This window comes from Pedobacter jaeyakensis (assembly GCF_054461315.1).
The window spans coordinates 22473-42641 of the sequence record NZ_CM136921.1 but is presented as its reverse complement, the minus strand read 5'-3'; the positions used below and the strand labels follow the sequence as shown (position 1 = coordinate 42641).

19 protein-coding genes are annotated in these 20169 nt (G+C 36.8%); 16 read left to right on the top strand and 3 right to left on the bottom strand.

Annotated elements, in window-relative coordinates; genetic code table 11:
• Position 1: 1 nt before the first annotated feature.
• The 3 genes from lpxK to ACXZ1K_RS00195 are packed head-to-tail and all read left to right on the top strand — an operon-like array spanning position 2 to position 3835.
• Entirely contained in the window at positions 2-1054 is a 1053-nt protein-coding gene (lpxK, locus tag ACXZ1K_RS00205) for a tetraacyldisaccharide 4'-kinase (protein WP_458971374.1), read from the top strand.
• The gene (locus tag ACXZ1K_RS00200; RefSeq protein WP_458971373.1) at positions 1026-1841 is read left to right on the top strand and encodes a purine-nucleoside phosphorylase; all 816 of its coding nucleotides are present in this window, start codon (positions 1026-1028) and stop codon (positions 1839-1841) included. Before lpxK ends, ACXZ1K_RS00200 begins: the two co-directional genes overlap by 29 nt.
• Positions 1841-3835, top strand: coding sequence for a putative porin (locus tag ACXZ1K_RS00195; RefSeq protein ID WP_458971372.1), 1995 nt, complete (start codon positions 1841-1843; stop codon positions 3833-3835). The genes ACXZ1K_RS00200 and ACXZ1K_RS00195 overlap by 1 nt, the downstream gene beginning before the upstream one ends.
• 21 nt (positions 3836-3856) lie before the next feature.
• On the opposite strand, the gene ACXZ1K_RS00190 is transcribed toward ACXZ1K_RS00195, so the two are convergent.
• On the bottom strand, positions 3857-5038 hold the full coding sequence (locus ACXZ1K_RS00190; protein WP_458973215.1) for an asparagine synthetase B: 1182 nt from the start codon (positions 5036-5038) through the stop codon (positions 3857-3859).
• Between the two features lie 158 nt (positions 5039-5196).
• On the opposite strand from ACXZ1K_RS00190, the gene ACXZ1K_RS00185 reads away from it, so the two are divergent.
• The 4 genes from ACXZ1K_RS00185 (at position 5197) to ACXZ1K_RS00170 (ending at position 8742) form a co-directional block, all read left to right on the top strand.
• Positions 5197-5658 carry a peptidylprolyl isomerase gene (locus ACXZ1K_RS00185; protein ID WP_458971371.1) on the top strand — a complete coding sequence of 154 codons (462 nt, stop codon included), beginning with the start codon at positions 5197-5199 and terminating at the stop codon, positions 5656-5658.
• Positions 5659-5684: 26 nt separating this feature from the next.
• Complete coding sequence (locus tag ACXZ1K_RS00180; protein ID WP_458971370.1) at positions 5685-6224, top strand: DUF5606 family protein; 540 nt, start codon at positions 5685-5687, stop codon at positions 6222-6224.
• A 100-nt stretch (positions 6225-6324) separates the two neighbouring features.
• A complete protein-coding gene (locus ACXZ1K_RS00175; RefSeq protein ID WP_458971369.1) occupies positions 6325-6558 on the top strand; it encodes a hypothetical protein in 234 nt (77 codons plus the stop codon).
• A gap of 12 nt (positions 6559-6570) precedes the next feature.
• Entirely contained in the window at positions 6571-8742 is a 2172-nt protein-coding gene (locus ACXZ1K_RS00170) for a hypothetical protein (RefSeq protein ID WP_458971368.1), read from the top strand.
• 24 nt (positions 8743-8766) lie between these two features.
• On the opposite strand, the gene ACXZ1K_RS00165 is transcribed toward ACXZ1K_RS00170, so the two are convergent.
• The gene (locus ACXZ1K_RS00165; protein ID WP_458971367.1) at positions 8767-11214 is read right to left on the bottom strand and encodes a DUF5686 and carboxypeptidase regulatory-like domain-containing protein; all 2448 of its coding nucleotides are present in this window, start codon (positions 11212-11214) and stop codon (positions 8767-8769) included.
• 140 nt (positions 11215-11354) lie between these two features.
• Between ACXZ1K_RS00165 and kbl the strand changes: the two genes are divergently transcribed.
• The 6 genes from kbl to ACXZ1K_RS00135 all read left to right on the top strand — a co-directional run bounded on the left by kbl (position 11355) and on the right by ACXZ1K_RS00135 (position 16798).
• On the top strand, positions 11355-12545 hold the full coding sequence (gene kbl / locus ACXZ1K_RS00160) for a glycine C-acetyltransferase (RefSeq protein WP_458971366.1): 1191 nt from the start codon (positions 11355-11357) through the stop codon (positions 12543-12545).
• Positions 12546-12560: 15 nt separating this feature from the next.
• Entirely contained in the window at positions 12561-13598 is a 1038-nt protein-coding gene (gene pheS / locus ACXZ1K_RS00155; protein WP_458971365.1) for a phenylalanine--tRNA ligase subunit alpha, read from the top strand.
• Positions 13598-14014 (top strand): Rieske (2Fe-2S) protein, encoded by a 417-nt coding sequence (locus ACXZ1K_RS00150; protein ID WP_458971364.1) that lies wholly within the window; start codon positions 13598-13600, stop codon positions 14012-14014. Before pheS ends, ACXZ1K_RS00150 begins: the two co-directional genes overlap by 1 nt.
• Positions 14014-14589: a TetR/AcrR family transcriptional regulator gene (locus ACXZ1K_RS00145; protein ID WP_458971363.1), complete on the top strand. Its 576-nt coding sequence runs from the start codon at positions 14014-14016 to the stop codon at positions 14587-14589. Before ACXZ1K_RS00150 ends, ACXZ1K_RS00145 begins: the two co-directional genes overlap by 1 nt.
• 341 nt (positions 14590-14930) lie before the next feature.
• The gene (gene rlmD, locus ACXZ1K_RS00140) at positions 14931-16388 is read left to right on the top strand and encodes a 23S rRNA (uracil(1939)-C(5))-methyltransferase RlmD (protein ID WP_458971362.1); all 1458 of its coding nucleotides are present in this window, start codon (positions 14931-14933) and stop codon (positions 16386-16388) included.
• Positions 16389-16393: 5 nt separating this feature from the next.
• Positions 16394-16798, top strand: coding sequence for a hypothetical protein (locus tag ACXZ1K_RS00135; protein ID WP_458971361.1), 405 nt, complete (start codon positions 16394-16396; stop codon positions 16796-16798).
• Positions 16799-16856: 58 nt separating this feature from the next.
• On the opposite strand, the gene ACXZ1K_RS00130 is transcribed toward ACXZ1K_RS00135, so the two are convergent.
• Entirely contained in the window at positions 16857-17570 is a 714-nt protein-coding gene (locus ACXZ1K_RS00130) for a head GIN domain-containing protein (RefSeq protein WP_458971360.1), read from the bottom strand.
• Positions 17571-17728: 158 nt separating this feature from the next.
• On the opposite strand from ACXZ1K_RS00130, the gene ACXZ1K_RS00125 reads away from it, so the two are divergent.
• Genes ACXZ1K_RS00125 through ACXZ1K_RS00115 form a run of 3 tightly spaced genes read left to right on the top strand, consistent with a single transcriptional unit; the run spans position 17729 to position 20123 of the window.
• Positions 17729-18238 (top strand): phosphoribosyltransferase family protein, encoded by a 510-nt coding sequence (locus ACXZ1K_RS00125; protein ID WP_458971359.1) that lies wholly within the window; start codon positions 17729-17731, stop codon positions 18236-18238.
• A 12-nt stretch (positions 18239-18250) separates the two neighbouring features.
• Complete coding sequence (locus tag ACXZ1K_RS00120; RefSeq protein WP_458971358.1) at positions 18251-19216, top strand: glycosyltransferase family 2 protein; 966 nt, start codon at positions 18251-18253, stop codon at positions 19214-19216.
• 58 nt (positions 19217-19274) lie between these two features.
• Complete coding sequence (locus ACXZ1K_RS00115; protein ID WP_458971357.1) at positions 19275-20123, top strand: 4-hydroxy-3-methylbut-2-enyl diphosphate reductase; 849 nt, start codon at positions 19275-19277, stop codon at positions 20121-20123.
• Positions 20124-20169: the final 46 nt, after the last annotated feature.

Genomic DNA, 20169 nt, shown 5'->3' with positions numbered 1-20169 from the left:
CATGACTAGCAACTTAAGATTATTGCTTTTTCCTTTCTCTTTGATCTATGGTGTAATTATCAGGGTAAGGAATTGGCTATTCGATATCGGATTTTTAAAGTCAATTTCGTTCGATGTCCCTGTCATTTGTGTAGGTAATCTGGCAGTCGGAGGATCAGGCAAAACACCGGTAACAGAATATTTAGTTTCTATACTTACGGGAAATAAAATAGCCATCCTAAGCAGGGGATATGGGAGAAGTACAAAAGGCTTTCTATTGGCTGATGACATGTCAACGGCAAACACAATAGGTGACGAGCCGCTTCAATACTATCATAAATTTGGCAAATTGATAACAGTTGCGGTGTGTGAAGATAGGGTAAATGGTATCAATTTATTAAAAGATACACATGACCTGATAATTCTTGATGATGCATTTCAGCACCGTTGGGTAAAGCCAGGTTTAAGTATTTTGCTTTTTGAGTTTTCAAAGCTGTTAAAATCTAAATTTTTATTGCCCGCCGGGGATTTGAGGGAACCTTTCTATAATTATAAGAGAGCAGATATTATCCTTGTCACTAAGTCCCCAAGTCTGGATGAACAAAAAAGAGTGAAGATAAAAGACAAGTTTTTAGGAATGAAAGATGATGTATACTTTACTTCAATCCAATATAAATCTCTTGTTTCATTATATGGTAATCATGAGGTAGTTGATTTACAGTATATTGATAGTTTGCACCTTTTAACTGGTATAGCGAATCCCGATCCACTTTTACAGTATTTAAATAATAAGTCTTTTAAAGTACATCACCACGAATATCCAGATCATCATCAGTTTACAAAAAGAAATATCGGTAATCTAATTTCTGATTTCAAAAGTGATCAATCACAACGCAAAATAATACTCACAACTGAAAAAGACTCCCAGCGCTTGTTAGATGCTGCAATAAAAGAATTACTTTTAGATTTTCCTGTGTTTTACCTTCCAATTGAAATTGTTCCAGATAGGCATAGCAAGGATTCCTTTGATCAAATGATTATAAATTATGTTTCAAGCACTACACGAAACCGTTGAATACATCAGAAGAAAAACCAATAACTTTCAGCCCGAAATTGGAATAGTCCTGGGCACTGGGTTAGGAGGTTTAGTAAATGACTTAGAAATAGAATACCAAATTATGTATTCTAATATTCCAAATTTCCCGATTTCAACGTTAGAATTCCATTCTGGTAAACTTATTTTTGGTAAATTACAGGGTAAATCAGTAGTCGCCATGCAAGGTCGCCTTCATTATTATGAAGGGCATAGCATGCAACAAATCACTTTTCCAATACGCACCATGAAAGTGCTGGGAATAAAACATTTATTTGTGTCCAATGCTGCAGGATCATTAAATCCCGATTTTAAGAAAGGTGATCTGATGATTATCAATGATCACATAAATTTGCAACCTGAAAGCCCGCTTAGAGGAAGTAATGATGCCGATATGGGACCTAGATTTCCCGACATGAGTCAGCCTTACAACGCTGATTTGATTAAAAAAGCATTAGAACTTGCAAGCACCCACAACATTAGTTGTCATCAAGGCGTTTACATAGCCGTGACTGGTCCCAATTTGGAAACAAAGGCAGAATATAAATACCTAAGAATTATTGGGGGTGACGCCGTTGGGATGAGTACAGTTCCTGAAGTTATTGTTGCTAATCATATGAATATTCCAGTATTTGCGATTTCCGTCTTAACTGATGAGGGTTTTCCTGAGATATTACAGCCAGTGAGCTTAGAGGAAATATTGGAAACTGCCCGAGCTGCCGAACCTAAATTGACAAAAATATTAAGCCAGTTAATATCAACACTATAATGTACAAAGTTGCAGCCATCCTTTTATTTTTCATATTTGCTGTTAATTGTAGCCGTATTTCTGCGCAGGATTTAAAAACTAAGGTAAGCGATAATAAAGAGTTAGACTCGTTGAGAAAGCAGGAGGAAGAGGGGAAAGATTCAGTTATTTTTACGTCAAGATATATCAGATATACTACCTTAAGACTTACAAAGGACAGTATCCAAACCTTACCCTTAGATACTACGCTTAAAGGCTTTCATAATTTTAGTGTGCTTGTTCAGCCCCGGAGACCAACTGTTGGATTGGGTAATTTAGGATTAGCCGCTATGCCCATGCTTTTCGAACCATTAAAAACTATCGGTTTTGACGCAGGATTCCATGTGCTTGATAGTTATGCGATGACACATGATGATATAAAATATTACCAAGCAAGGGCGCCATTTACAAGTCTTTATTATGTTAATTCTGGAGAAGTAGAGCAAGTTTTCAAACTTATACATTCGCAGAATATCAACAAAAATCTGAATCTTGGTCTTAATTTTAATAGGATAGGCGCCAATGGTAAGTATCGTCACCAGCGCGGAGATGATTTAAACGGTGCTTTTTTTACTTGGTTTCAATCTCCTAATAAACGATATAACCTCTGGGCAAATGCCGTTTTTAATACACTTAAAGCGGAAGAAAATGGTTCGTTACCAAATGACACCCTTTACACCAAAAAAGCACTTGTGGCAGATAGAGAGGCAGAAGTTATTCGACTTAATTCTGCTAAGAGATTGTATCGCCAATCGTCATTTTTGATTAAACAGACCTATTTTGTAGGTCGCATAGATAGTTTGGCAGAAGCAACCAGTAAAAAGATTATACCAACTAACAAGATTGCATACATGCTTAGGTATGATGCCAATTCCTATTCTTTTAAGAAGGACGAAGATGATGACAACACCGTTCTTCCAAGAGGAATGGCAGATAGCACATTCACTAATGATAGTACAAGGTATAATCATATACAAAACGAGTTTATTTATAGCTTCTTTCTTCGTGCTAAATCTTCATCATTAAATAAAAATGAAATAAAGTTAGATGCTGGAATCAGACATGATTTTTATAATTATAACCAATGGGTACTTTATAAAGATCGGGTTAATTACTATGATTACAATGCCTCCTTCCAAAACGTAACTTTACTGGGCTCGGCCGGTTATCGACTGAGCAACAGAATTGATCTTAACGTAGACGTGCAACAAATATTTCAGGGGAGGAATATTGGAGATTTTCTATACGAAGCAAAAAGCAACGTATTACTGAGTAAGTCTGTAGGTCGTATCGCCCTAGGTGCTTATTTTCAGAATAAATCTCCGGAGGAAGTCTTTTCCAGGTATTTTGGAAACCATTACAATTGGGACAGGAATTTCGATCGTACAAAAACTATCAATTTTTCATTTAATTATTTAAATGACCAGCTGAATTTGGATGCTGGCGCACAATACTATCTAGTAGACAATTATCTTTATTTCCAACAAGATGGAATTACCGGAATTTTGCCTGCGCAATCCGCTTCTCCAATTAATATGCTGAAATTATCTTTAGGCAAGAAGATTAAATTCGGGAAATTTGTTTTGGATGCTTACGTAGTCTACCAGAAAACTGATAATCCAGGCATTCTAAGAACGCCGGAAGTTTATACCTTTAATAGCTTCTACCTGGACCAAACTTTTTTTAAGGTCTTAAAAACGAATATCGGTTTCGACATACGTTACAATACTCCTTATTCTAACTACTCATATTCACCGGCTGCGGGGCAATTTTATGTTGGCTCAACGGAGAAGTTTGCTTCCACCCCAATCGTTGATGTATGGGTTAAAGCAAGTTTGCGTAAAGCAAACCTGTTTGTAAAGTGTGACTATGTAAATCAAGGACTCATTGAACAGGGATATTACTCTGTGAACAAGTATCCAATGCAAGATAGATTGCTTTTCAAATTTGGCGTTATGTGGAATTTCTACGATTAATTGATTTAGAGTGTTTTTTACCTACGTTTTTTGAGGTTTCTTTTTGGCGGCTGGAAAGAGAACGTTATTTAATATTAGCCTGTATCCGGGTGAGTTTGGATGAAGACTTAGATCAGTAGGTGGATCGCCAACCTGATGCTGATAGTCTTCCGGATCATGACCTCCATAAAATGTAAAGCGTCCTTTTCCTATTTCGCCGTTCAAATACCTAACTTCTTCTGCGCCCTTGTTCTCACCCAATACTGTAACACTTGGTTTTACAAGCTTTTTTTTAAACGCAGTAGTTTGCCCCATAAAACCCTTAATAACTTTATCGTGATTCTGAGTCAGCATAGTCGGCACAAGATCCCATTTTGCAGAAAAATCAAATAATGTGAAGAAATCATTACTTTGATTAAGTGTCCTGTTTTGGGTAACATCAATGTCCGAAAACTCGTAGTTTGATGGATTTACATCTAATTTAAAGTCTTTAAACGCAACAGTATTGTTGAAGTTTAGCTTAGATTGTGCTAGTGGATCAGCAGCGTCACCATCGAACATGCTTTCACAAATATCTACACCATCTGCGCTAAGAGCTATGTCAAAGCTGTCTGTACCAGAGCACATGGCAAATAAAAATCCTCCGCCCGAACAAAAATCTCTCATTTTTTTAACAACAGCTAGTTTCATCTGGGAGACTTTCGTAAATCCATTTTTTTTAGCGGTTGCTTCTTGATTTTTTACATCCTCCCGGTACCAAGTCGCGTTTCTAAATGTTGTCCAGAATCTACCATATTGACCGGTGAAATCCTCGTGATGAAGATGTAGCCAATCATAACCAGAAAGTTTATCTTTTAAAACATCTTCATCATAAATTACATCATATGGAATTTCAGCATAAGTAAGTACCATCGTTACTGCATCATCCCATGGTAACTTACTTTTTGGCGAATAAACAGCTATTTTAGGCGCTTTCTCAAGTTTTACAACCTCCATGTTCACTTGAGGATCACTTATTTCACTAAGGATAGCGTTGGCCTTAGCATCAGCAAGTACCTGATAAGAAACACCCCTTGTTTTACATTCATCTTCAATGCTTTTATTATATCCAATTAAAAAACTACCTCCTCTATAGTTTAGTAACCAACTTACTTCGGCTTGATTTTTAATACTCCAGTAAGCAATTCCATATGCTTTCAAGTGATTTTTTTGATCTTCGTCCATAAAGATCAAAATGGAGGAGGCTTTAAGCGCAATTGTTAAAACCACCAATAAGATGGTGAGGAATAATTTTTTGGATATCATAGGTTGCAACTGTGAATATAACTTTTTTTAAAAATAAAAAGTATTTTATCTAAGTTTGCCGTTCACAAAAAACAATCATGAGTAAAGCGATAATCAAAACAGAGAAAGGTAATATGACTGTTGAATTCTACGAACAGGATGCACCAATTGCAGTTGCTAACTTCAAAAAATTAGCAGGTGAAGGATTTTATGATGGAATAACTTTTCATCGTGTCATTCCTAATTTCATGATTCAGGGCGGATGTCCTAATTCAAAAGATCCAAATAAGGCACACCTGGCTGGTACTGGCGGACCTGGTTATAAGATCGATTGCGAGCTTACTGGAGAAAACCAATATCATGATCGCGGTGTACTATCTATGGCACATGCTGGTAGAAATACAGGTGGATCACAATTTTTTATCTGTCATAGTAGAACAAATACTGCACATTTGGATAGAAACCATACCTGTTTCGGGAAAGTTGTTGAAAATGTGGATATTGTGGACGATATCAAACAAGGGGATAGAATTTTAGGTATAGAAGTGTTAGAAGATTAATTCTGAACTTCTCAAAAATATAAGATATGAATTTAAGAGGAATAGTCGCAGTTTCAGGCAGACCTGGCTTGTTTAAATTAGTTGGACAGAATAAAGGTGGGTATGTATTAGAAAGTCTTGATGCTCAAAAAGTAAAGATAGTTGCTAATATAACTACAACTAAGCTGGCCTCACTGGAAGATATTACAATTTACGGAGAAGATGATGACCTGAAATTGGTTGATGTTCTCGCTAATATTGCTGTTGCTAAGGGAACTGTTCCTGATGCTAAATCGGATGCAAAGGCCTTAAAGTCTTTTTTTGAAGAAGTTGCGCCTAATCATGATCAGGAAAAGGTATATACCTCTGATATGAAGAAGATAATAACTTGGTACCACTTACTAAAAGAATTACCTCTTTTTACTGAGACTGCCACTCCTGTAGATGCAGATCAGGAATCCATTAAATCAGAAGATAAAGTTGAGAAAAAGCCTAAAGCTACTCCAAAACCTTCAAATGCGAAGGCTCCTGCTAAAACAGCTCAGCCAGCAAAAAAAGCTAGCATGACTAGCAAAAAGGGAGTTTAATTTTTAAGCTATACACAAAAGGGCGGTACCTAAAAAGTACCGCCCTTTTTTTATGGGCCTGAGTATTAATTTCATCCTAATAAAATTGCTATCTTTCAATATGGAACCGTTTGATATTCTTGTCACCATAAATGAAAAAGAAAAGACCCTATTGGTTATACCCTCAACCAGTGAAGACAAATTTCATTTGTTCTACGGACTTGAAAGTTTAGGGCACATTACACCAGAACTCACTAATCAAACCACAACCTGGCATTCAGAACATGAAATGCCAGATGACCTATTAGCTCAAATCGGAAATGAAATTGTTAAAAATATTATCGAAAAAAGTTAGCGCTTTTAAGCTATGAAAAGATCTCTACTAGTTTTTGCAATCATTTTTACAACGAAAGTGTTATCTGCCCAGGTAAATAATGATAAGACTGCATTTCAAACTGGTAGTGTTTGGCGACCAGAAATTGATGTTAGATCTGATATAGCCATCATCTACGGAGCAAATGATCGTAAAAACCTAACATTTTCAGAAAGGGTAAAATCCTGGCAAGATCGTGGTTATAAAACAGATTTTATGACTGGCATCGCCTGGGGGGAATATGCAGATTATTTCTTAGGAAAGTGGGACGGCCAGAACCATATTGGAATTGGTCAGGTTCAAATGAATGGCGATACCATTTGGCATAATAAGGGGGTCGTTCCATATATTGTTCCTGTTAAGTCTTTTATTGAATATATGAAGACTGCTATCGTAAAAAAGGTTATCGATGCTGGAATAACTAATATATTCCTGGAAGAGCCTGAATTTTGGGCAAGGGCCGGGTATGAAGAACCTTTCAAATTGGAATGGCAAAGCTTTTATGGGTTCCCTTGGAGGGCACAGCACTTATCCGCAGAAAACACCTTTTTGTCAAACAAGCTTAAATACCAACTTTATTATAATGCAATTAAGGAGGTTTCTTCCTATGCTAAGGATTATGGCAAAAGCAAAGCATTAGTAGTTAAGGTTTTTATAGCAACACATTCTTTGGTAAATTATGCATCATGGAGAATTGTTAGTCCGGAAGCAAGTTTGGCATCACTGCCAAGTATAGATGGTTACATTGCTCAAGTATGGACAGGTACTGCGCGTGAGCCTATTTTTTTTAATGGGAAATCTAAAGAAAGGGTATTTGAAAACGCATTTCTAGAATATGGTTCAATGGTATCAATGACAGCTCCCACCAAAAGGAAATTGTTTTTTCTGACTGATCCTATTGAAGACAGGGCAAGAGATTGGGCTGATTACAAACGGAACTATGAGGCTACTTTCACAGCCAAACTACTCTATCCAATGGTGGCAGACTATGAGGTAATGCCATGGCCAGAACGTATTTATACTCATCCTTATCAGGTGGCAAACAGCGCGGAAAAAGTATTGATCCCAAAATATTATTCAACCCAGATGCAAGTGATGGTCAATTCTTTAAACGATATTCCCGTTTCGTCCAACAAAGTTAGTGGAGCGAATGGCATCGGTGTTTTAATGGGTAACTCGTTAATGTTTCAAAGCTATCCATCCCACAATGGATACGATGATCCTTATTTCTCAAATTTTTATGGGCAAACGATACCTCTACTGAAACAAGGGATACCTATACAAACTGTGCACATGGAAAATCTTCAGTATGTTGCAACATTAAAGGATATAAAGGTTTTGATATTAAGTTATTCCAATATGAAGCCTTCTAATCAGGCCGTTCATAAATATTTAGTTGAATGGGTTCGTAAGGGAGGTGTTTTAATTTATTGTGGGCGAGACGATGATCCTTATCAAACGGTTATGGAGTGGTGGAATACAAAGGGATTAACATTCAACTCTCCTTCCGCACATTTATTTAGCCTTTTTGATATTAAAATATCTTCCGATTCAGATCAAACCTTTAAAATTGGTAGCGGAGCCCTACATGTTATCAGGAAAAACCCTAAAGAATTTATTATGAACGCAGGAGGTGCGATCGATTTTCTTTCCCTGGTAAAAAAGGCTTACGAATATGAAGCGAAAGCTGGACGACTTATATTTAAGAATAACCTGGTATTACACAGGGGCCCGTATGATATAATATCTGTAATGAATGAAAGCACAAGTGTGGAAAGCTACATCCAAAAAGGAAAACTGATAGATTTATTTGATCCTAAATTGCCAGTGTTAAAAGAAAAGATAGTTTCCCCCGGCGAGCAGGCCTATCTCTATAATATCGACCGTATTTCTGATAAAACAAAACCTCAGGTGCTGGCTTCCGCCGCCAGGATTTATGATCAGATTATACGCAAAAGTGAATATAGTTTTCTTACAAAAAGTCCGGTAAGTACAATTAACAGCATGCGTATTTTCCTACCTATGGAGGCAAAGTCTATTTCCATTTCAAATAGCAAAGGAACAGAACTCACGGATGTTGAACACAGCTGGGATGGTGATTCTATGACGCTTTACGTAGGTTTTCCTAATGATCCGGATGGTATTCGTGTAAAAATTTCTTATTAAGTGTTTAGTAATTTCGTTCGGCTGCTAAAAACCGTAAGAAAGCCTGAAACCATGTTCTACTCTCTTATTACCATCATACGCAAAACCATATGTTGCTCTGAAAATTAGACGCTGAACTCCAAAATAAAATTCACTATAATTTCTTTTAACAGGTTGGCTTAAATAACTTGCTCCAACTACTTCTTCTAGCTTCAATTTACGCAATAATGGGATTTTGTTGCTAAATAAGCCTGAAAAGTTATGCTCAAAATGCGCTTCTACATATTGATCATCTGTGCTAAATTGATAAAAATCTAAGAATAAAAACCTTCTCAAGTCAGGACGAACAAATAAAGCATTGTTGCCTCTAAAATGCTTAAAGTCTGGATAATAAACCTGTTTGTTATTCAAAAATTTCCCTACACCTGCCACAAATGAAAAATATCCCCAAAGACCAGTGCTTATCCTGTTTTGCTGAACGGTAAAATTTAATAAATCATAATCTGAAGAACTATTGAATATCCCTTCAATACCCTTTCTATAATTCAACATTAGGGTTGGGTATTTTGACTCTTGGTAAAATTTGCCATCCGGACGTGTAATGTACTGCTGGTTAAAAGTATAAGTTAATGAGGCTCCAAGGGTTAATGCAGTGTAATTAGCAAATAAGGGCGTTTCGGTTTGTGGGGTAAAAGGATTGTTGGATGTATATTCTTTGTCCTTGGCATCTCTTATCTTAAACGAATTGGTATTGACAAGATTGGTATTTCTAGTGTAATCAACAACAAGCGATCCTTGCAATCCGTTTAGCAACTCCCTAGTGCTTCCTATGTTCACGAATTCCTTCTTGTAGAATTTGCTAAAGTTAGTTTCAAAAAGCAGTGAATTTATAGAGTTCCCCAAAAGCGTCATTGTACCTAACGGATTTAAGTCATAAATGCCTGATCCTCCGCTAATACTTATGCTAGCCCTTTTGATTGGATCATAATAATAGTTTGCAGTTAGATTTGCCGTAAAAATCTTATTTGAAAATCCATACCGTACTTCGGGTCTTATGCTATAATATTTCCTGTCTTCCAGGTTTTGGCGATAAGTAACACCATAATCAACGGCAAACCCTTCAACAGTATTGAAGAATACTGCTTTAAGTACTGGATCAAAACTAAGTGACTTTTTTTCGTAACGGTTATTTACTGTATACCCCGATAAAAGTAGTTTTGTGATTTTGAATTCGTTGTTGCTTCTCTCCACAGAATCTAAGTATTTTTTAGATGTCTTCAGTGCCGCAACACTATCTTTACGGACATAATCTCTGCTTTCTTCTAAGGTCAGAGGTATGGGTCTATTGTTTAGCCAAAACAGAGAATCTTTTTTGTTTACAGCTTTTGTAATCTTAAGTATTTCTCCAGTGAAGTAGCCTTTAGGAAATACAGGATGAATATCGTAATTACTATAAACACCAACATAATATCCTTCAAATTTGAAACCCAGAACATTTCCATTAAATTGGAAATTAATATTTGACGGCAAATAAGCGTTTTCTGTTTTTATAAATTGTTGAGAAATCTTTAGCGTATCTAAAAGGTTTATGCCAGAATTTTTAGACAGAAAAACATCGGCATTTACCACATTCCAACTGTCTTCTTTAATGTAAATAGTTCCTCTGAAAACCGGATCATGCGCTCTTCGCGGTATAATTTCTATTTTATTAATAGTCTCACCGTTTTCGGTTATTACTCCAAGTAACTTATATCGATAATATAGTAATGCATTGTCAGCGATAGGTGAAACAAATCCCCTGGAACTCAGTGTATTTTCTAACAAAATGTTTTGATAAAAATCAATCATTAAATCAGACGCTTTATTAAAGCTAAATGCGTTATTGCGGCCCGCAACTTTAGAAGAAATCATTTCTTCATGGATTCGGTTGGGTTGTTGAAAAGCAAAAGTTGAAGTTGATTCTGATAGGTACAGGATGCCCTTTCGGTTTGTGTCCAGATCAAGTGTTTTTTGAATGTCCCTTCCGAAAAACTTCTTTGGTGCCCCCACTAATTTTTGCACACCTTTTATATACACATTTGTAGTGTACGCATCTACTTCTTTTAGATGAAATTTTCGTTGTTTAATCGCTTGTCTAATAATCTCGTAAGCGGGATCTTCCGCATTGCCATCTATAGTCACGCCTTGCAAAGAATAAGATTCAGGTGTAAGTGTAATATCTTGAACCGTATTGGATTCTATTTTGATGATTTCTTCCTTAGCTTTATAGCCAATTGCCCTGTAAATTATGGTAAAAATACCCTTGTTTAAAGCAAGGCCGTAAACGCCGTCTACATTGGCAGAAGTCCCAGTGGTGGTATTCTTAATATAGACAGAAGCGAAAGGTACAGGTAGACCATCTGTATCTTTAATATTTCCCTTAAGCTTAAATTCTTGGGAAAAAGCTTTCAATATACAGGTAATCAAAATCAGCGTTAAGTAAATGTTCTTCATCCGTGGTATTTAAACCTAAATATCGTGTTTGTTATCACACTAAACATAAAAATAGTGTTAAAGTTTGTTAACCAGTATTATATTAGGTTACCATGGTGAGACGAGAAATACATAACTTTGGTTGCAACAATTTATTAGACATGTATAAAACACTAAAGCCTGTTCTTCAGCAAGAACTAGAACAAATTGAAAAAGATGGTTTATTTAAACGTGAACGGATCATCGTCACTCCTCAAGGTGCTGATATTAAGATAAATACTGGCCAAGAAGTTGTTAATTTTTGTGCCAATAATTACCTTGGTCTTTCTTCTCACCCAACAGTAATAGAAGCTGCAAAAAGAGCTATAGACAAATATGGCTATGGCATGTCTTCAGTAAGGTTCATTTGCGGAACACAAGATGTTCATAAAGAGCTGGAAAACAAGTTGTCCACATTTTTGGGAACAGAAGATACCATCCTTTATGCGGCTGCATTTGATGCAAACGGGGGTGTATTCGAGCCTCTTTTTAACGATCAGGATGCAATTATTTCAGATGAATTGAATCATGCTTCTATAATTGACGGTGTGCGTTTGTGCAAGGCCAAACGTTTTAGATATAAAAATGCAGATATGGCCGATCTTGAGCAGCAGCTTATTGCTGCAAAGGACTCAAGACATCGCATAATTGTAACTGATGGAGCTTTTTCGATGGACGGTGTTGTTGCCCCATTGGATAAGATTTGCGATTTGGCTGATAAATATGAAGCGTTGGTCATGATTGATGAATCGCACTGTACTGGATTTATGGGTAAAACTGGCCGAGGAACTCATGAGCATTTCAATGTGATAAACAGGATTGATATCATTACAGGAACGCTGGGTAAAGCCTTAGGGGGTGCATCCGGAGGATTTACATCTGGGAAGAAAGAAATTATTGACATGCTAAGACAAAGGTCTCGTCCATATCTGTTTTCAAATACACTCGCACCAGCTATCACAGGAGCATCGGTAGCAGTACTTGATCTATTAAGCCAAACTACCGATCTGCGAGATAAGCTCGAACATAACACCATGTATTTCAGAAAGAAAATGACTGAAGCAGGGTTTGATATTAAGGAAGGTTTTCATCCAATTGTTCCCGTAATGCTGTATGATGCTAAACTTGCTCAAGAATTCGCAGCAAAAATGCTTGAGGAAGGAATCTATGTTATAGGATTTTATTATCCTGTGGTTGGTCAGGGCAAAGCTAGAATTAGAGTTCAACTGTCGGCTGCACATGATCAACATCATTTAGATAAGGCTATCGCGGCCTTCACTAAAGTTGGCAAGGAACTTAGTGTAATTAAATAGCTGTATATTTGCGATATGTTACAAGGCAAAATAACACAATACACAGAGGAGATCAATTCATTTACAACCAATAAAGCAGATGAATTAGAGCAATTTCGCATTAAGTTTCTTGGTACCAAAGGAATTATCAAAGATATTTTTGAAGAATTTAAATCCGTTTCTCCTGAGGAAAAAAGGGTGCTTGGGAAAGTACTCAACCAGTTTAAGCAATTGGCTGAACAGAAATATCAGGATCTTAAAGATATGGGAAATGTTCAGGAAACCACCGGGAATGTTGCTCTAGATTTAACACTTCCAGGTGAAGGATTTGAGGTAGGTGCAAGGCATCCGCTGGCCTTGATAAGGAGAGAAATCATAGAAATATTTGGCAGACTTGGCTTTGTTGTAGAAGAGGGGCCGGAGATTGAAGATGACTGGCATAATTTTTCAGCTTTGAATTTTCCCGAGGAGCACCCTGCTAGAGATATGCAGGACACCTTCTTTATCAAAAAAGGTGGCGAACTGGGTGATATTGCTTTGCGGACACACACATCCTCGGTTCAAGTGAGAATGATGGAATCAGGCAAGCCGCCATTTCGTGCTATTATGCCAGGACGTGTGTATAGGAACGAAGCAATTTCTGCCCGGGCACACTGCTTTTTTCATCAGGTAGAGGGATTGTATGTTGACGAAAATGTTTCTTTTGCCGATTTGAAGCAAACACTTTTTTATTTTGTCCAAGAGTTATATGGTGAAGGGACTAAAGTTCGTTTTAGACCGTCATATTTTCCATTCACAGAGCCATCTGCTGAAATGGATATATCCTGTACGATATGTAAAGGGGCAGGTTGTCAAATGTGTAAATATAGTGGCTACGTGGAAATTTTGGGCTGCGGAATGGTGGATCCCAACGTTTTAGAAAATTGTGGCATTGATAGTAAAAAATACTCTGGGTTTGCTTTTGGGATGGGAATCGAACGGATTGCGAATCTGAAATTTGAAATAAAGGACCTTAGGTTATTTTCAGAAAATGATACGCGATTTTTAAAGCAATATAAGTCTTCATTGATCTGATGTTTAGAAATTTGTCTGTTATATTGACAATTGTAATATTGCTTATTGGATGCGGTAAGGAGCAGAATTTTATTCCAAATGTTCCTGTAAATTTCAGTGCCCCACTTACCGATCCTAGATTAATAAGATTGAGCAGCCCTGGTGGTGCGGTAGCTTTAACAGGGTATGGGGTAGCAGGGATTATCATATACCGGACAAATGCAGGGGGGTATGTCGCCTATGATCGCTGCAGCACGGTAAATCCTGAAAAGGCATGCGCTGTCGAATTGGATGACCCTAGTTTTACAGCTACTGATAAGTGTTCCGGAGCTAAATACCTTCTTGAAGATGGTAGTCCAGCCAAAGCACCAGCCAAAACATCATTAAAAAGATATAATACGTATATATCAGGTAATTCAATACAGGTAACTAATTAATGGAACCAGAGAAGATAAAAGAGAGCATTATTAGGGCAGCTAAGGAACTATTTAGAAAATATGGTTACCATAAAACAAGCGTTAACGAAATTGCTAAAAAGGCAAGGATAGCAAAAGCTACCATTTACAAATACTTTGAGAGTAAGGAGCAAATTCTGGATGCAATCCTAATGAATTATCTTGATTTGAATCTTCATGAAATTTTAAAGAATCAGGCTCAATTCGCTGATGAAGAAGAGCATTTGAAGGCCTTAGTGATGAAAACCTGTCGTTTAACCTACACTGTATGTAACGAATTTATCGGATGGGATTTTGTAAGAGAGAATACCAATTCGCAAGAATTCCTAAAGCACCTTTCTGACCAGCTTGAATCCCTTCTTTTGTCTGCTTACCTCGAACTTGATCATTTTAAAAACAATCCCTCCCGTAAAGAGGGGTTGGCATTTTTGCTGAAGGCAAGTAAGAGTATCTGCTTTTCATTTGCATTCACCTCCGTTAGTGATTCCGATGTGCGTAAAAACTTCGTGAGTTTCCAAAAAGAACTGCTTCCGTTTCTGGTAAAAGCGGCTTTATAGTTCATTATTTTATTCACTATACCATTTTGGTATTTGGTATAAAAACTTGCATATTTGTTCTGTAACATGCTGTTTTTATCATGAGTAAGGAAATTTTTGAAATCTCTGTTTTTGTGGATGAAAAATTTGATATGAATTTTAGCTTGATCGATGGAATTTTTGGTTTTTTTCTAAAAGTTCTAACAGGTAAAAATTGATACTTGATTTTAATTTTTACAAGCGAGCTACTCTCTTGTGGCAATTGCTATGCCCGTTCCAAACTTTAGTGTTTTACATTTCCAAGCATCAAAGCGTAGTGTTTATTTTACCACTACAAAAAAAACCTGTAAATTCGCCCGATAATGGGTAGAAATAGAAAATCGGGAATCGTCACTATCATTCCTAATCTCAATATTATCGATATCGCTGAAGAAGGTAAAGGAGTCGGTAAAGCAGAAGAGTTAGTAATATTTGTCGACAAAGCAGTTCCTGGGGATAATGCAGATGTTCGTATTGTCAAGAAGAAAAAGAATTTTGCGGAGGCCGTAATTGAAAAGTTGAATCATGCCTCTGACTTAAGAACAGACCCTTTTTGCCAGCACTTTGGCGTTTGTGGTGGTTGTAAATGGCAACACATGGACTATCAGGCTCAGCTCAAATTTAAAAGTAGAAATGTGGAAGCTGCTTTGCAACGATTAGGCAAAGTAGACACTTCTGCAATGGAGTCAATACTTGGATCTGCAGAGAACAAATACTACCGAAATAAATTGGAATACACTTTTTCTAACAAGCGCTGGTTAGATAAAAAGGATATGGCTGAGCGGCCGGATGATTTGGAAGAAGGTCCCAATGAAGAACTGGATATGAATGCCCTTGGATTTCATGTTCCCCTTCGTTTTGATAAAATTTTAGATATTCAACACTGCTATTTACAGGCAGAGCCTTCCAATTCGATACGAAATAGCATTAGAACTTATGCGCTAAACAATGGGCTGAGTTTTTACGACCTTCGCAATCATGAGGGTAATCTTCGTAACCTTATTATAAGAACCTCGTCAACTGGAGAAGTGATGGTCGTTGTGGTATTTGCATATGCAGATCAAGCTACAATCGACGCACTAATGGAATTTTTGAAAGAAAACTTCCCTATTGTTACCTCTCTGCTCTACATTGTCAATCAAAAAAAGAATGACACTATTTTTGATCAGGATGTGATCTTGTTTTCTGGTAGAGATCATATTTATGAGCAAATGAATGGTCTGAAATTTAAGATAGGAGCAAAGTCCTTTTATCAAACCAATTCAGACCAGGCTTATGAACTTTACAAGATCACTAAAGACTTTGCAGATTTTAAGGGTGATGAGCTAGTTTACGACCTCTATACAGGTGCCGGTACAATTGCAAATTTTGTTGCAACTAGTGTTAAAAAGGTGGTAGGCATTGAATACGTGCCAACGGCTATTGAAGATGCTAAGTTCAATTCAGATTTGAATGAAATAAAAAACACAATATTTTATGCTGGTGATATGAAAGACATTTTGACCAGCGAATTTATAAGTGTTCACGGCAAACCCGATGTAGTAATTACTGATCCTCCACGTGCAGGTATGCATGCAGATGTAATAGAACGGTTACTGGAGATGGAAGCTGAAAAGATAGTTTATGTAAGTTGCAACGCAGCCACGCAGGCGCGCGACCTTGCCTTATTAAACCTAAAATACGACGTCGTAAGAATCAAACCAGTTGACATGTTCCCTCATACTCAACATGTAGAGAACGTGGTGTTGTTAAAATTGAGAAACAATAGCATCAGCCAATAGTACATATGGATATTGAAGAATTATTGCCGCAAGAACCAGAGGATGGTCAGCCAGAGAAAAAGAAAAGCCCCTTATTAAGTGTTGAAAAGGATTTGGAATTATATTCAGAATCTATTAGAGAGATTGCACTTGAAATAATTGTTGAAGGACTTTCTGCTAATCCAATCTTTATTGCCCATCAACATGAAGTAAATATCGGAGAATTAATATTAGACAGAAAAGAACTGAATACGGATTGGACTATACAAGCCAGTACACTGGAAGAATTTGTAGAAAAGGGAATTATTGCACCAGATAGAAAGGCGCTATTTTTGAAGAATTACAAGAAGCCTGAAGAATTTATGTGCGTTTTCGTCGTGGTACCGGAAGGTGCTAACTTCATTTTTTATCCATATAGGAGTAGAAAATAACATAAAAAAACCTGCCGGTATCCACCAGGCAGGTTTTTAACTACTAATTATCTAAATTTTAATTTAGTCTTTTTACATCGCCGCTTCTATCAGAAGAAGTCTTTCTAACTACGGCATTTCCCTTATAACTTACATCACTTCCACCTGTAGCTCTAATTTCCAGCGCTTTGCTTACATTTACATTTGCATCTGAACCACCGCTGGCTTCAACCTTTGCATATTCCACTACTAACCCGAGAGCGTCGATATCACTGCCTCCACTTGCTTTTGCAAGCATATTTGTTGCACTCCCCTTTAAATTTATGTCAGATCCCCCGCTAGTTTCTATCTGAAGATCTCTGCTATTTAAGCTGAAATCTATATCAGATCCTCCAGAAGCATGAAGCATCAACTTGTCGGTCTTTATGGTATTTTGGGTGTAGACATCGCTTCCCCCGCTTGCAGAAATTGCATGAAGGGTTTTAACACTGATGTAGATTTTCGTGTCCTGATCTTTTATAAACCTGCTCCAACTAAAATTCTCTTTATAATGTATATTCAAAAGAGAACCTTTTTTTTCGATAACTACCTTCTCTAAAATATCTGGGTGAGCCACTATTTTGATGCTTTCACTGGTCGACTGAGTAATATAGAGGTCGATACCGCTCGTTATTGATACCTCTTGAAAATCACGTAACGCGACAGACTTTGATTCCTGTGCTTTTGATACAAAGACAAGTGGAATTAGATGAAGTATAATTGCAGTTGTTTTGTTTAGGAAAGCGATCTTCATTATATGTTGGTTATTATTGTACAATCATTAGACGCTGTTGCTGGCAAAACGTTGCAGCAATTTGGATTTTTTTTAGGGCTCGAATAAATATTTTTGTCTAAGTTTGATATTGACCCTCAAAATGGTTCTTTTTGTGACATAAAAAATCGGTTACACCTATGGCAGAATCTCAGTTACTCATCCTAAACAAGAAGCAGATCCAACAGAAAATAAACAGGATTGCTTATCAAATACTTGAAGATAATTTGAATGAGAAGGAAGTTGTGCTAGCCGGAATATGGGACAGGGGTTATAAGCTCGCGCTACGGTTGCAAAAGGTTCTTTCTGAAATTTCGAATATAAAGATTACTATGCTCAGAATAGATTTAGACAGATTAAATAGTAAGCTAGTAGCCAATACAGATCTTGATGAATCTTACTGGAAAAATAAAGTGATAATTTTGGTAGATGATGTTTTAAATAGTGGTAAAACATTAGCCTACGGATTAGGTGTGTTTATAAATACTCCACATAAAAAAATAAGGACTGTTGTTTTAATAGACCGAAGTCATAAGATATTCCCAATTGCCACGGACTTTGTAGGTTTGCAGCTGGCTACAGTTCTCAAAGAGCATGTTGATGTGATTATGGATGTAAAAGGCGAAGAAGATAGAGTTTATTTGAGCTGATGCATTGAAAAGATGCCACAAATCTTGATATCTATATTTTTATATGTAGTCTCCATCTTTCTCATATTAAGATTCTCTGTTACACTCTTTAATTTCCTCTCTAACCCAAAACTCGGACATTATGGACGTAAGTTTACTGACCTTATCTCCGTTGTTGTCGTCGGACAACCTAGTAAAGCGGGAGATGTCATAAAATCACTTCAAAATCAAGATTACCGGCATATAGAAATTTTGATTAACAACGAAAATTCACCTTTATCAGAACTTATGGCAAAGGTGCAGGGAAAATATTTATTGGTCTTGGATCAAGATACCATTGTAAAAAATGGATTATTAAATAGCATGATTTACAGGATGAAGGTTTTTGACCTTGCAATGTTAAGTTTAATTCCTAGTAAAAAGTCAGGGGATTTTAAGAGTAATATTTTTAGCCCTATTACTGAGCTTGTATTATTAAATTTACTACCACTTCGTTTAGTGCGACTTCTCAGATCTACAGCCTTTTCAGCCACTGATCCCAGGTGCATGTTTTTCGAATCTCGTATATATCGAGAAAATAATTGGCTAGATGAAGAAGACCAATCCGTTCCAGCTGCAAGTCGAGTATCTGCCTTAATAAAAGAAAGAAAGTTAAATTCTGAGATTCTTATTGCTAATAAGATGCTCTATTACAACAAGGATTTAAATGCTGCACAATATGGTGATGATCTTTTCCAAATCCTGGGAAATAATTCGCTTGGAGCATTGGCATACCTGGGAATGGTTTTTTTCGGGCCGATTGTCATGTTTTGGAATTTGCCGATAACGATCCTTGCATTACCTCTCGGGTTAGTTTTTCTAGGAAGAATAATGATATCATTTTTAACAGATCAAAACCCAATTATAAATATCATCTTGCACCCTTTGCAGATGGTTGCCATGACTTATTTTTTAGTTGTAGCAGTTGCAAAAAAGATCTTTACAGCGGAAAAAATTTGAGGAAATAATATGATTATCTTTTTACGTATTTTTGTGATTTAATACTTCAATTTGAAAAATGAAATACGATCTGAGTGTAACGATAGATAAAGCATCAGGCTTCTGTTTTGGAGTAGTATACGCCATTGATATGGCTGAAGATATATTGGATCACGAAGATTACCTTTATTGTTTGGGTGACATTGTTCATAATGACGAAGAGGTAAAAAGACTTACTGATAAAGGTTTAAGGATCATTGACCATACAGAGTTGAAGGAACTGCATGGTGAAAAGGTGCTGATAAGGGCACATGGTGAAGCACCGTCAACTTATGAGTTGGCGCTCCAAAATGACCTTACTCTGATTGATGCATCCTGTCCTGTAGTACTTAAGTTGCAGAATCGGATCAAAAGCTCACATGATGATAATGAACAGATATTAATATTCGGAAAGCACGGACATGCCGAAGTTGTAGGATTACAAGGGCAAACAGATGGTCAGGCAATTGTTTTTCAAGATATCGCAGAACTTAATGAAGTTGCGCTTCCTTCAAAATTTACATTATATAGTCAAACTACGAAGAGCACAGATAAGTTTTATCAAATCAAAGACGAGCTAATTAGTAGAGGATATGATGTGAAAGCCAATGATACCATTTGCAGGCAGGTTTCTAACCGTTATACTGACCTCGAGAAATTTGTTGTCAATCATGAAGTCATTTTATTTGTATCTGGTAAAAAATCTTCTAACGGCAAAGTACTCTACGACGTGTGTAAGAAGTTCAATCCAAAGGCCTATTTTATCTCAAATGTTGAGGAAATAGACTTTAACTGGTTTAACCAAAAGGATCGTGTAGGGATTTGCGGTGCTACTTCCACCCCAATGTGGTTAATGGAGCAAGTAAAATCATTTTTGCTTGATCATTAAAAAGCAATTATTCTTTTCAAAGCATTGAATGCTATAGTTTATTAAC